General features: G+C 47.1%; 9 protein-coding genes. 4 read left to right on the forward strand and 5 right to left on the reverse strand.

All coding sequences use genetic code 11. The features are described 5' to 3' along the window. Positions 1 to 23: 23 nt before the first annotated feature. On the reverse strand, positions 24 to 2,471 hold the full coding sequence (locus tag BWX39_RS09745; RefSeq protein ID WP_028905297.1) for an FtsK/SpoIIIE family DNA translocase: 2,448 nt from the start codon (positions 2,469 to 2,471) through the stop codon (positions 24 to 26). A 101-nt stretch (positions 2,472 to 2,572) separates the two neighbouring features. Here BWX39_RS09745 and BWX39_RS09750 point away from each other — a divergent pair, with 101 nt between their 5' ends. From BWX39_RS09750 to tilS, 3 genes are read left to right on the forward strand one after another with little or no spacing between them, the layout of a single operon-like run. Next, a complete protein-coding gene (locus BWX39_RS09750; RefSeq protein ID WP_028905296.1) occupies positions 2,573 to 3,256 on the forward strand; it encodes a 3'-5' exonuclease in 684 nt (227 codons plus the stop codon). Between the two features lies 1 nt (position 3,257). Beyond that, positions 3,258 to 4,466 carry a class I SAM-dependent rRNA methyltransferase gene (locus BWX39_RS09755; protein WP_028905295.1) on the forward strand — a complete coding sequence of 403 codons (1,209 nt, stop codon included), beginning with the start codon at positions 3,258 to 3,260 and terminating at the stop codon, positions 4,464 to 4,466. Continuing rightward, a complete protein-coding gene (tilS, locus tag BWX39_RS09760; RefSeq protein ID WP_028905294.1) occupies positions 4,456 to 5,868 on the forward strand; it encodes a tRNA lysidine(34) synthetase TilS in 1,413 nt (470 codons plus the stop codon). Before BWX39_RS09755 ends, tilS begins: the two co-directional genes overlap by 11 nt. A gap of 320 nt (positions 5,869 to 6,188) precedes the next feature. On the opposite strand, the gene BWX39_RS09770 is transcribed toward tilS, so the two are convergent. Beyond that, the gene (locus tag BWX39_RS09770) at positions 6,189 to 8,822 is read right to left on the reverse strand and encodes an endonuclease MutS2 (RefSeq protein ID WP_028905293.1); all 2,634 of its coding nucleotides are present in this window, start codon (positions 8,820 to 8,822) and stop codon (positions 6,189 to 6,191) included. A gap of 138 nt (positions 8,823 to 8,960) precedes the next feature. Here BWX39_RS09770 and crcB point away from each other — a divergent pair, with 138 nt between their 5' ends. Next, positions 8,961 to 9,335, forward strand: a complete 375-nt coding sequence (crcB, locus tag BWX39_RS09775; RefSeq protein WP_028905292.1) for a fluoride efflux transporter CrcB — start codon at positions 8,961 to 8,963, stop codon at positions 9,333 to 9,335. A 276-nt stretch (positions 9,336 to 9,611) separates the two neighbouring features. Here crcB and BWX39_RS09785 read toward each other — a convergent pair whose 3' ends face one another. The 3 genes from BWX39_RS09785 to BWX39_RS09795 form a co-directional block, all read right to left on the reverse strand. Continuing rightward, positions 9,612 to 12,167 (reverse strand): carboxypeptidase-like regulatory domain-containing protein, encoded by a 2,556-nt coding sequence (locus tag BWX39_RS09785; protein WP_051129487.1) that lies wholly within the window; start codon positions 12,165 to 12,167, stop codon positions 9,612 to 9,614. A gap of 124 nt (positions 12,168 to 12,291) precedes the next feature. Beyond that, the gene (locus BWX39_RS09790) at positions 12,292 to 13,143 is read right to left on the reverse strand and encodes a GLPGLI family protein (protein ID WP_028905290.1); all 852 of its coding nucleotides are present in this window, start codon (positions 13,141 to 13,143) and stop codon (positions 12,292 to 12,294) included. Then, positions 13,140 to 14,012, reverse strand: a complete 873-nt coding sequence (locus tag BWX39_RS09795; protein ID WP_028905289.1) for a GLPGLI family protein — start codon at positions 14,010 to 14,012, stop codon at positions 13,140 to 13,142. The genes BWX39_RS09790 and BWX39_RS09795 overlap by 4 nt, the downstream gene beginning before the upstream one ends. Positions 14,013 to 14,028 lie beyond the last annotated feature (16 nt).

The raw sequence follows: 14,028 nt of genomic DNA on the forward strand, positions 1-14,028 counted from the left end.
TGTCTTTATACCTCCTTCTATATTTACTTATGCAATGTTGAAAGCAACGAGTCAAGACTCGTTTCATCGCTGATGAGCACTTCGCGGGGCTTCGAACCTTGTGCTGCACCTACGATACCAGCCTTCTCCATCTGGTCCATCAGGCGACCAGCACGGTTGTAGCCAATGGCAAAGCGACGTTGTATCATACTTGTAGAACCCTGTTGGGTCAGCACAATGGCACGGGCAGCGTCTTCAAAGAGCGGGTCGAGGTTCTCGTCGAGGCTTCCACCAGCCATTCCTCCCTCATCGGTAGCAGGTTCAGGTATCTCCAACGGTGCAACAGGACCAGGCTGCGTGGCAATGAACTTCGATATATCCTCTACCTCGGGCGTGTCTACAAAGGCACACTGCACACGGGTTGGCTCGCCTCCGTTAAGGTAAAGCATATCTCCACGACCTACAAGCTGCTGCGCTCCGGGGCGGTCGAGAATGATGCGAGAGTCCATCATGGCACCCACTCGGAAAGCTATTCTGCCAGGGAAGTTCGCCTTGATGTTACCTGTAATGATAGATGTGGTTGGGCGTTGCGTCGCAATAATCATGTGAATACCAACGGCACGTGCCAGTTGGGCAATACGTGTGATTGGCATTTCAATCTCTTTTCCAGCGGTGAGGATAAGGTCTCCGAACTCGTCGATGATAACAACGATGTACGGCATAAACTCGTGGCCATTCTCAGGGTTAAGCTGGTGGTTCAGGAACTTCCTGTTATATTCCTTTATATTGCGTGCTCCTGCAACCTTCAACATATCGTAGCGGCTGTCCATCAGCGCACAAAGACCTTTCAGCGTCTTCACCACTTTCTGCACATCGGTAATAATCGGTTCGTCTTCGTTCTCTTCTACCGCTGCCATAAATGGTTTGGCAATAGGCGAATAGATACTGAACTCAACCTTCTTAGGGTCTACGAGCACTATCTTTAAGTCGTTCGGGTGCTTCTTATACAGCAGCGAAGTGATGATGGCGTTTAGTCCTACCGACTTACCCTGACCCGTTGCACCTGCCACAAGCAAGTGTGGAATCTTCGCCAAGTCCACCATATACACATCGTTGGTAATGGTTTTACCTAACGCAATTGGCAATTCCATCGTACTTTCTTGGAACTTTCGTGAGTTCAGAATAGAGAACATCGACACGATAGAAGGCTTTGCATTTGGCACTTCTATACCAATAGTACCCTTGCCAGGCATCGGTGCGATGATACGAATGCCGATGGCAGCAAGACTGAGCGCAATATCGTCCTCCAAGTTCTTAATTTTTGAGATGCGCACACCTTGTGCAGGCGTGATTTCGTAGAGCGTAATGGTAGGTCCGACCGTAGCACGAATGCTGCGAATTTGTACACCGAAGTCGCTCAACACCTTTATAATGCGGTTTTTGTTCGCCTCTAATTCTTCCTTGTCCACGAAGTTTACGTTGTTGTCCGAGTCGTATTGCTTCAGCAAATTAAGGGTCGGATACTTCCAACGTGTAAAGGGTTCGTGCGGATTAATGGGGGTAGAAAGGTCTGTTGCGCCTGCCACTACCTTGCCTTGTGCCTTCTCTTGTTCCACAGGAATGTCTACCGTCATACCTATTTCAGCATCGGCAGCATCTTCTGTTGTGCCCGTTCTGTTGGCGTTTTTGCCTTTCGTGCTTGGCTTTATCATCGCTTCGGGCAGGTTGTCGTCGAGGAAATCCACCGTCTGAGGCTCGGTATTCAAGAATTTTTCCACCGCTTCTTCGTCCATTCCATCGGTGTTTTCGGTTATTTCCTCCTTACCGTTGTTGTGGTGAACAATCGTAAACTTCACCTTGTTGCGCAGATAACCCACTGGGTTCAGCATCTTCTTCACCACCGTAATGGTTTCTGAAGTAAGGTAAGTAAGGAATGCTATCATCGTAACGGCGAGGATTGCAAGCAGCCCTGGCGAACCAATGATGTTTTCAACATACTCTACAACGAACTTTCCGTGGTCGCCTCCAGGGTTGAAAATGTTTTCGCTCATCAGCGGTGTCAGGAATTTGGCAAAGGTAACAGAACTCCATATCATCACCAAAGCCGTTCCGAAGAACCATTTCCAAAGGTTTACTTTCTCGTAAGCCTTCATCATTTTCACACCGCAAAGTATGATATATAAAGGTATAAGAAAAGCGGGAATACCGAAGCAACGCGATATGAGGAAGTAAGACAGCAACGCTCCCACAGAACCGCAATAGTTCTGAAACTCTTTTGCACTGTTTTCTATCTCACCGGGGCGCAGCGACGTAACCAGACTTTGGTCGGCTTGCCCTGTTGAGAAATAGCTTACAAAGGCAAAAATTATATAGACGGCAAGACAAAACAATACCAAACCAAATACAAAGCCTGTCTTATCGTTTATTATATAATGTGCGCCAATAGCCTCACTAAATGTTTTCGGAGTTCTTTCCGTTTTCTTTTTTGCCATTATCAAATGTTTAAACCAAATGCAAAAGTAGTAAAAATTTGCCATATAATCGGGCATATTTTCAGAAGATTTTGCTAATTTTGCAAAACGAAACAGACATCATGATTACTAAATTATACAACAAGTTCGATAAAAAGAGCATTCCAGACCTGCCCCGTGTTACCTTTCAAGGTAAGATAGTGGTGGTTCTTAACGAAGAAGAAGCCAACAAAGCCGTTGATTATTTGCTGTCGGCGGACATTCTTGGAATTGATTCCGAAACGCGCCCTGTATTCAAAAAGGGGCAACATCATAAGGTTGCGCTGTTGCAGGTAAGCACGAGAGATATTTGTTTTCTCTTCCGTTTGAACCTCATCGGTATGCCGCCGTGCATCATTCGACTGCTCGAAGACACCACCGTATTGAAGGTTGGACTGTCTTTGCACGACGATTTTATGATGCTGCACCAGCGTGCCGAATTCAAGAAAGGGCGGTTCATCGACCTTCAAGACATCGTCAGTCAGTTCGGAATAGAAGACCTTAGCTTGCAGAAACTGTATGCCAACCTCTTCCACGAACGCATTACGAAACGCCAGCAGCTGTCGAACTGGGAAGCACCCGTACTGACAGAGCAGCAGAAAACCTACGCTGCAACCGATGCGTGGACGTGCATTCAGATTTACGAACGACTGCAGGAACTGCACAATACACAGAATTACGAAACCGTAATAGTGCCCGAACCACAACCGAAAAACGCCGAAAGAATCGGTGAAACCGACACTGACGGCACACAAAAGAACGATTGATATGTACAAGAAAATAGTTTTAAAGAAAGGAAAAGAAGAGAGTTTGCTGCGCTTACACCCTTGGGTATTCTCTGGTGCAATCCTTAAAATGGACGAAACACTGGAAGAAGGCGAACTCGTAAAGGTCTATACGCACGGTGGAAACTTCATTGGTGTGGGGCATTTCCAAATCGGTTCCATCACCGTTCGCATACTTTCGTTTCACGATGGGTCCATCGATGCCGACTTTTGGCAAAGCCGTTTGAAGGCTGCCGTGGCGGTACGGGAGGCGATTGGTGTAATCCGGCCTGAAGAAAGCGTAGCTGCAACTGGCGAAACCGTTAATACTACCTATCGTTTGGTGCATGGTGAGGGCGACAATCTGCCTGGATTAATCGTCGATGTGTACGGAAAGACGTGCGTATTGCAGGCTCATTCGGTGGGAATGCACGTCGCTCGCTACGAAATAGCTGATGCCTTGCGTGCCGTTTTGGGCGAAAAGATTGACAGCATCTATTATAAGAGCGAAACTACGCTGCCGTTCAAGGCTGACTTAGGACAGGAAAATGGCTTCCTTTACGGCGATACCGACAACAATATTGCCATTGAAAACGGACTGAAGTTCCACATTGACTGGCTGAAAGGACAAAAAACAGGCTTCTTTATCGACCAGCGAGAGAACCGCAGCTTGCTCGAGTATTATGCAAAAGGACGTTCGGTGCTGAATATGTTCTGTTATACGGGCGGCTTTTCGGTCTATGCGATGCGTGGCGGAGCAAAGATGGTGCACTCCGTAGACAGTTCGGCAAAGGCGGTGGAACTCACCAACGAGAACATTGCATTGAACTTTCCGAACGACAACCGACACGCTGCCATTTGCGAAGATGCCTTCAAATATCTTGACGACAACGATGGAAAGTACGACCTAATCGTGCTCGACCCTCCTGCATTTGCCAAGCATCGCAGTGCATTGAAGAACGGATTGCGTGGCTATACCCGACTGAACGTGAAAGGTTTTGAACGCATTAAGAAAGGCGGCATATTGTTTACATTCAGCTGTTCGCAAGTTGTTACAAAGGAAAGCTTCCGTCAAGCTGTGTTTACTGCTGCTGCTCAAGCAGGTAGAAAGGTACGCATACTGCATCAAATACACCAGCCTGCCGATCACCCTATTAATATTTATCACCTCGAAGGCGAATATTTGAAGGGGTTAGTACTCTATGTTGAATAAGGTAAAAACATACATCGACACCCATAAACTGCTTCGCCCAGACGGTCGTTACATTGTTGGACTGTCTGGAGGGGCAGACAGTATTGCTCTCTTGCTTATACTCAAAGAGTTAGGTTATTGCATTGAAGCAGCACATTGCAACTTCCATTTGCGTGGCAAAGAGAGCCAACGGGACGAAGAATATTGTATAAACCTATGCAGGGAACAAGGTATTAAATTGCACTCAACTCGCTTTGAAACAGTAGAATATGCAGAAAGGCATAAAGTAAGTATTGAAATGGCAGCGCGTACACTGCGCTACAACTATTTTGAAACCTTACGACAAGATATTGGTGCCGATGCTGTTTGCGTGGCGCACCACCGAGATGATTCGGTGGAAACAGTGCTCTTGAACCTTGTTCGTGGTACTGGCTTGCGCGGATTGATGGGCATTCGCTCTCGCAACAAACACATTATACGTCCCCTTCTTGCTTGTTCCAAAGCCGATATAGAGGCTTATTTGGCTGCAAAAGGACAAGCCTTTGTTACCGATAGCAGTAATCTTGTAGCCGATGTAAAGCGCAACAAACTGCGATTGGAGGTTGTTCCAACGCTGAAAGAAATCAATCCGTCGTTCGACGAAACCATTATGAAAATGTCGGAAAGCATCGGCGAGGCGCAGAAAATCATCAATGCGTCGCTGAAAAGTGCCTTTTCAAGTATCGTGTCGGTAGAAAACGGCGATGCAGACACTTTGTTTTCGCAACTCCAAGACGGCACGCTCAAACAGGCATTGCCCAACCTTCGCATCGACATTGCAGCACTGAAAGCCTATGTTTCTCCCGAATATTTCCTCTTTTATCTGCTCATTCCCTATGGCTTTACTTCGCCACAGGTAAGGGGTATCGCTTCTTCGCTATCATCAGGAAGCGGAAAAGAATACATAACAGATAGTTACACGCTTCTGTTCGATAGAAAAATGATGCTTGTTTCGCAGCGTGAAAAGACTGCTCCAAAACCATTGGAACTGCCCGAAACAGGCAAATACATCTACTCGGAGCAGTGCTGTATTGAGATAAAAGAAGAGACGGTAGACAGCAACTTCACCATTCCTACCGCAATAAACGAGATAGTTGTAGACAAAGCAAAGGTGCATTTCCCACTCGTTTTGCGCCGTACAGCAACGGCAGACCGTTTCCGTCCTTTTGGAATGAGGGGCTCAAAGCTGGTCAGCGACTACCTTACAAACTTGAAAGTAGATGCCGTAAGCAAGCGCAAACAGCTTGTATTGGTCGATGGAAACGGCGAAATTATGTGGTTGGTGGGGCGTCGCTCAAGCGAAACATACCGCATCGGCAGCACCACTACTACGGCATTGCGCATTCGTTTCTTATCATCTGAGACGACCGATATTTCGTGTTGATAGCTTATTTGATATGCGAAAAGAAGGCAGTAACGCTGTAAATATTTTTTACAAGCATAGCTATCGCTTAACTACTTGTGCATCAACGCTTTGCAAAACCTATTGTTTTGCGTTCCAAAAGCGGCTGTTTTGCACGGTAAAAGCGTAGGTTTTGCATCGCAAAAGAGGCACTTTCGCAACGCAAAAACGAAATTGCCATTTTCCTTCAGAATTATCTTTACAAAGTTGCGAGGTGTTTTCAACTTCTTAAATAGAATTACTAGAATTTCTATAGGTTCTAGAAATCCTATGCAATATTACCCTACAAACCTCCTTTGAGCCTATAATTCCACCACCGTTATGCCTGCTCCTCCAAACTGAACGTGCTCGTCTCGGCAGCTTTTTACGTTTGGAACAGAGTTCAGATACTGCCTAATCATGGTGCGCAGAATGCCATTTCCCTTGCCGTGAAGTATGCGCACTTGGCTTACGCCCACAAGTATGGCGTCGTCGATGAAGTATTGCACTTGGTTCAAAGCTTCGTCGGCACGCATACCCCGCACGTCTATTTCCTGTTTAAACTGATTGCGATGTTGGTCAATGGTCTCGCATGTCTGTCGGCTATAATTATAAGCTGTGAACTGCTTTTGACTTTCTTTCACTGCAGCATCGTCGGCACGTTCTAACCGAGAAACCGCCATTTTGGTGCGCATACCGCCGAATATCACCATTGCCTGCTTGCCATCGGTCGATTCAACCTCGCCTATGGAGGTCAGACCCTTTATGCGCACCGCATCGCCGATACCGATTGGGCGGTTTTCGGCACGTTTCTGTGTTGCCGCTTTCAACGCTTCGGCAGCATTCTGCTTGCGTTCTTCCTTTTCTTGCAAGCGGCGTTCGTGGCGTTCTTTCCTATTCTTTATCTTCTCTATCTTTGCTTTCAGTTCCTCGTCGGTCATCAAACCGTCTTCGCGCATTGCTTGCTTGTTGGCTGCTTTCTTCGCTTTAGTCTTGCTTTTATTGTTTAAAGCAGCCATAGAGTCGTTGAGCATAGCTTCCTCGTATTCAGCAAGTTCTTGACGAAGTCGTTTTGTTGCTTCCTTTTCCGCTTGTTGTTCGCGTATTTCTCGTATGACGTTTTCAATGCGCTTGTTGCTTTCTCGGATTATTTCCTCAGCTTCCGCCTTTGCTTTCTTGATGATTTCCTTACGGCTTTGGCGCAACTCTTCCATTTCCTTTTCGTATTTGGCAATGGTTCGTTCCAACTCCTTTTCGTGGCTATGTACGGTTTGTCGCTTGGTTTCCCAATAACGTTTATCTCTAACAATATCCTGTAAATACTTGTCGCTCTGTATGTAATCAGAACCAACAATAACAGAAGCGTCGCTGATAACTTCTTCTGGAATACCCGTTTTACGTGCTATCTCTATGGCAAATGAACTGCCCGGTCGCCCAATAGCCAACTGGAAGAGCGGCCGCATCTCGTGGCGGTCGTACAGCATTGCACCGTTTACCACGCCTTTGTGGTCTTCTGCGAAATGCTTTAGGTTCTGATAGTGGGTCGTTATCACCGCCCACGCCTGCTTTTTCCAAAACTGTCTCAGCACCGATTCGGCGATAGCACCGCCTATTTGCGGCTCTGTGCCCGTTCCAAATTCGTCGATTAAGATGAGCGTGTGGCGGTCTGCCTGCTTCATCATGTTCTTCATGTTCATCAAATGCGACGAATAGGTACTCAAATCGTTCTCTATGCTCTGCTCGTCGCCTATGTCAATCATGAGGTTGCGAAACGTTCCTGCGGTGGAACGCTCGCTCACTGGGATTGAAAGACCGCACTGAAGCATATACTGAAGCAGTCCGACGGTTTTCAGACAAACCGACTTTCCGCCTGCATTGGGACCAGAAATAATGAGCAGGTGTTTCTCTTTTGTGAGTTGAATGTCGAGCGGAACCACTGCCAAAGGGGCATCGCTGTTCTCTGCCGTGCGCTGTTTCTTCGATAACGAAAGCTGCAGTAGCGGGTGAATGGCACGAATGAAGTCTACGTAAGGTTCTGTTCCGACTTCTGGCTCAATGGCTTTGAACATACGAGCCAACTCTGCTTTTGCACGAATAAAGTCGATAAGTGCGAGGAAATGATACGAGTCGAGGATTTCGCGAATGTGCGGACGCACCAGTTTGGCAAACTCTCGGAGTATGCGGATAATCTCTTTGCGTTCCTCGTTCTCAAGTTCGCGTATCTTGTTGTTGGCTTCCACCACCTCGGTTGGCTCTATGAAGACCGTCTTTCCTGTGGCACTCTCGTCGTGAACGATGCCCGATATTTTGCGTTTCATACCCGGTGCAACGGGGATAACCAGTCTGCCGTCGCGCATCGTCGGCGTAACATCACGGTCTACCACGCCTTCGCTCTGCGCCGATTGCAAGATACGGTTCAGCGTGCGTGATATACTGCTTTCCATATGTGCCAGTTCTCGGCGGATTTGGAGCAAGTCGGGCGATGCCGAATCGCGCATTTTGCCGAATTTATCGATGATTTGACTGATGCGTTGCACCAATATAGGGAATGTAGCCACGCCGTCGGCAAGGGCATAGAGGGCAGGATAAGTGTGCTGAATGTCGCCATTGGGCAACTCGTCGCCTGCGCTTAGGAATTTCACAATCGCAATGATGGTTTCCAACGAACGCTTCAAATCGAAGAGTTCGCTCTCTTCCATATACGTGCCTTCGAGGCGAATGCGTGCCACACTCGCCCGAACATCGAACACATTATCGAGCGGAAAGGCTTCTGCACCTTCCTGAATGCGGCGAAACTCTCGCACTTCTGCCAACCAGCGGTTTACTTGTGTGGTGTCGGTAGAGAACTCCATACTGTCTACCTGCTCGCGTCCGAGCGTGGAAAGACAGTGCTCGTGCAAGAGTGTGCGTATTTCGTTGAAACCTATTTTCTGCTCAAAATTGTTGGGGTATATCATCTTTGCTTGTAAAATTGTCGTTGTCATGCGCCTTTGACAAGGCGTGTTTGGAGCGACAAAGTTACTATTTTTCTTTTTAAAACCGATGCGAGTTTGTTTATTAATTGCATTTTTCGTATTTTTGCACATAAAAAACAGATGTTCAAAAACATTATGCTTGTGGGCTTCGGCAGCTTTTTCGGTGGCGTTGTTCGCTACCTTGTAACACGTATGTTGTCGGTTATGGTGGTTTCTCCCTACCCTTTTGGCACGTTTGCCGTGAATGTTCTGGGCTGCTTCGTCATTGGTTTTGTTTCGGCTTTGCCCATTGGCTGTTTGCTCAGTCCTAACACTCGCCTGCTGCTGACAACAGGATTATGTGGCGGCTTTACCACTTTCTCAACCTTTATGAACGAGAATGCCACGCTGTTGAAAGAAGGAATGCCCACCACGGCGTTGCTTTATACCTTTGCCAGCCTTCTTGTTGGCTTCCTTGCAGTAATTGGAGGACAGCAAGTGGCACGCATCTTTTAGTATGCTTTGGCTTTTACAAGAACGCTTAGAAACTTTAGAAACAATACGTGAAAATCGCTTTGATTTTGTAAAGATAATTCGGAAGGAAAACGGTAATTTCGATTTGACGTTGCGAAAGCGTAGGTTTTGCAACGCAAAAGAGCCGCTTTTGCAAGGTAAAAGCGGCTCTTTTGGAACGTAAAACAATAGGTTTTACAATGCGTTGATAATAAGGCTGTTATGCGGTAGATACGCTTGTAAAAAATATTTACACATTTATGGAGTCCTTCTTCGGCTTTAGAACCTGAACTCAAAGGAAAGTATCAGTTCTCGTGGGCGCAGTTCGTAGCTGTTTGTAAAGATGCCCACACCACTGTATGATGTTTCTACATAGTTGCGTTTGTTGAATATGTTGGCAAGCGTAGCAAGCACAAGGAAGTTCTTTTGTCGCCAAGTTACCTTTGCATCGGCAAGGAACGTGTTGAGCGTTGCGCCCTCAAGCTGGTTGTGATAGTAAATACCCGACAGCGAAAGGTCTACTTTCTGAATGGTGGAAGTAAGCGTCAGGCTCTGTTTCCAATTGAAACGTGATGCCATAGACGCATTGTCGGACATTGATTTGCTGAGAGTGAAGTCGCCACTGTAGGTTACAAATGCCCACGAAGGCGAATAAGTGAGCGATGGCGAAAGCATTAATGAACGGTATTTGTAGCCCACCACCTTGCCTGCGGTGTATTGTTCGCCGTCTCCATAACTTGCCGAAATGCCGCACGATGTCTTGAAATGCTGTTTGTAGAAGCCTTTTGAAAACCAGAAACGCCCCGTTAAATTAGTGTTTTTCGTGTTGTGTTGGGCATACGTCATAAGGTAGTTGCCATTGCTAATCTGCATATCCACCACCGAATTGCTCCACATGCGGTTTGCCATAAGCGAGAAGTTACTGAAGAATTCCTTTACTACACGTTTGTAATTGTGTGTAAAATTGAAATTTAGCGAATGGGTACGAGGCATAAACGTGGGCGATACTCGCCACGTGCGGTAGTTGGTTTGGTATCTGTCGAGGGCGAAATCGGACAGTCCTTGTATGGATTGGTTGTAGCCAAACGACGCATTCGTTTCGGTGCGACTGCTCTTTTTATAGTTTGCATACAGTGATGGCGACACAAGGAAGTACCACTTGCGCTGCTGTGTGAAATACTTCAATGCCATTCCCTGACGCACCGAGGCGCGCCACTTGCCTTTATTGTAGGTGAGCGATGGCGATGAATTGAAAGCCAACAGTGTGTGTCCGTTGCGCACATTCAGGTGTTGGAAGTCTACATCGAAGTTGTATTTCTGCGTAAAACCATTCTTTGTAGTTCGCCAAGCCACTTCACTGTTGTTGTGCCAAAGGTTCGATTGAATGCTCTCACGGTTAGTATTGATATACAAATCATTGCGTGCGTGGTGATAATCTACGATGGTTTGCAGGGAGAGTGTGCCACACTCACGATTTTGCGTGGTGGTAATGTAGCCTTTCACGTTCGCTTCTGGCGTGCGAACCCGCTGCGAAAGGTTGGCGTGCCCTGTGCTTTCGAGTTCCGAGAGGGCATCGTCCTGCTTGGCATTCACACTGAAACGCATCGAACCATAGTGCTTTTCGGTGTTTATTTTCTTGTCTATGCTGAAGTTGAAGACGTCTTTCTTCAGCATCATACGATGCTTTTCGGTGGTGGTTGTAGGCGTTTCGGCAAAGTAGTAAGTAGAGCTGTTGGCTGTGTTTTGGCGAAGAATGTTGCGGAAATAGTCGGCAGATATGCGCACTTGGCTATCGTTTTTCGTCTTCACCAATCGGCTGATGCTGTAACTCTGCGACGTGTTGAAACGCAGGCGGTCGGCTTCTATCGGTGCTTTAAGCGTAGGAACGGAGTACCACGACGAGAGGTTTGCAGGCTGCGGTGCCATATAGTCGGCGACAAAAGCAAAGCCCGACTGCGCCACATCTCTGCCCCGACGGTCGTATATGGCATCGTACATCACCTGCCTGCGCTTACCTATGCTTATTGCATTGGCAGAACCTGCCACGTGGGTAGGCTTTCCGATGGCAAGATAGGGGCGCAACGTTACCGAAAGACGGTCGCGTGCATCGTCCTTCAACGTTACGTTCATCGCTACATTGTCGCTGAAAACCTTGTTCCGCAAAGCCTTAATGGGTTGGTCGTGCTCTATTACCTCTGCCTTTTTCACGTCCTTTGCCTTTATGTTTTCGGTGAGTTTGTTGTACCTTCCGTCGCTAAGGTCGAGCCCTTCTACCGTAAAACGGCTGATGTCCTTGCCGTTTACACTTATCTTTCCGTCGCTTCCGACATGCACGCCAGGCAGTTTTGCCAACACATCTTTCAACGAATTGTCCCTTTCTGATGCGAAACGGGTGAGGTCGAACGTAATGGTGTCCTTGCCACCCGTTATCGGTCCTGCCTTCACCGTTATCTCTTGCATCTCAAAAACCTTCTGCGCCATTGCTATGCGGTTGCCCGTTGGGGCGGCAATGCGTATGCGTTTCCTCTCGTATTCCAATGCTGTGGCTTGCAATTGAAGTTCTTTCAGGTTGGCAGTGCTGTGCGAAAGGCTGAATTCGCCCTTATCGTTGGTGCGGCAAAAGGTAACAACCTTGCCGCCTTTCAGCAACATTACGTTGGCTTTTACGATGGGTTTATGGGTTAAAGAGTCCACGACAACGCCCGAAATGCGGTCTTGTGCCGATAAGGAAAGGGTGAAAATAAGGAATAGGAAAGATACAATAGCCCTCGCCCTGCCCCACTTCGACGAAAGCAGGAAGGTTGTTTGGGCGGTGGCTGTCGGTGTTGTTTTCATTGTAAATAACGTTATAAATGGTTTGGTAGAATAAGTTTTGTGTGCTCGGAGAAGGCTTGCTGCAGTGGCAACAAGCCCTTCTGAGCCTTATAGTGGGCAAGTCTTGCATATCCGAAAGAGCAAATTAGTACAGCTCAAGTGGGTTACTGGGCTGCGGTTTCGCCAATAATTGCTGCACTTCCGATTTCATTTCTTCGGACACTTCTATCTTTATTCCTTTCGCTGCAAATATATCTTCGGGCAGTGCCTTGCGCTGATAATCTATAAATTCTTTCATTGTTGAAGTACTATACTTGTCAAACTTGCTGTCGTAAATAATGTTTTCGCCTTCTCCAGCCTGCTTCATACCGACGCAATCGAAGATGTATTGCTGCTTGGCATCGTAAGCACGGAGTATCAATCCTGGCAGTCCGCACAGCTTCCAAGGTCCGTTATCCAACGGAATATCGGCAGCAAACCATACCGTCCATGTGCGTCCTTTGAACGTACAGCGCGCCATTTGGCAATCGTAGTTGAGAATTTGCTTTGTGCTATCGGCTATAATGTCCCACTTCGGTTGCTCCAAAGGCTCCGTGATGCGGAATTTTTCGCCAAGCACCTCGTCTAAATAAGTAGACTTTCCTGTCGGGTAGCCACGATAAAAGTCCATCGAAAGGTTGCCACGCGCGGGGTTTGAGCCTTGTATTTGAACGCTTCTTCCATCAAGAGACTTCAGTAAATTCTCCATATAAGCGCGGCGGGTGGCACTGTAAAAGTAGCTTACCTTCTCGCCAACTTCGAGCTGCGTATCCTCGTTTCCGTAGTTATAGCGACCCACCGAGTCGAGTTTTGTGGTGTCGCGTACGCTCTTTGTCCGATAGGTAATGGTGTACTTGAGTTTGTCGATAACTTTGTTTTCGTCCTTTTTGTTAGGCTTTGCACTCATAGTAAGCACTGCAAGGGCGAGTGCTGCCGATGTTAAAATAATACGTTTCATAATCTTTCTATTGGGTTTTGTGGTTGTCTTTTCTGCATTTGCTTGCGCATTGACTCTTGCTGTGCTTCGGTTAGCTTGCCATGAACATTGCCGCTTACTACCTTGAACGTTACATCTTTGCCACTTCTATTCATAATATCCATAGGCGTGGTGTTGGCTTTGAGTCGCTGCAAGTTGCGCATAGAGGTTTCCTCGTAGCTGTTAAAGCGGTCATCGAACACTATGTCGCGTGTGCCGTCGGTTTGCTTTAAGCCTACACAATCGAAAATATAGTGGCGGGAATTGTCGTATGCACGGAGCACAAGTCCCGGTAATCCGTCCAATTTCCACGGTCCGTTGTCGATTGGAATATCGGTTGTGAACCATGCAAACCATTGTCTGCCTTTGTAATTGCAGCATGCCATCTGGCAGTCGTAGCCGAGAATGCGGGCTGTACTGTCGGATATCAGCTCCCACTGGGGTTGTTCTATGGGTTCTACAACACGAAATCCATCACGGAAAACATTGTCTACGTAAGTTGTTTTGCCTGTTGGGAAGTTCTTGAATAGCTTCCAATTGATGCTTCCACCTCGCATATTAGGCACTGAAAAGTTGCCTTTGTTCATCATTTCGATGCGCTGTTGCTCGTAGAGAGCGTTGGAATAACTATAAAAGAAGCTCACCTGCTCGCCCACCTCGAGTCGCATATCCTCCTCGCTGTAGATGAAATTGCCGAGCGAATCGACCTTCGTGGTGTCGATAACGCTTTTCGTACGATAGGTAATTTCGTACTTTACCTTGTCTATTTTCCCTCCTTCTTTCGGCTTTGCATAAGTAGAAAGTGTGGCAGAAAGGCAGACGAAAGTAGTTAAAAGCATTCTCTGTATCATATCTTTATTGTATTAT

Origin of the sequence: Prevotella intermedia ATCC 25611 = DSM 20706 (assembly GCF_001953955.1) — a bacterium.
GTDB classification, from domain to species: Bacteria; Bacteroidota; Bacteroidia; order Bacteroidales; family Bacteroidaceae; genus Prevotella; species Prevotella intermedia.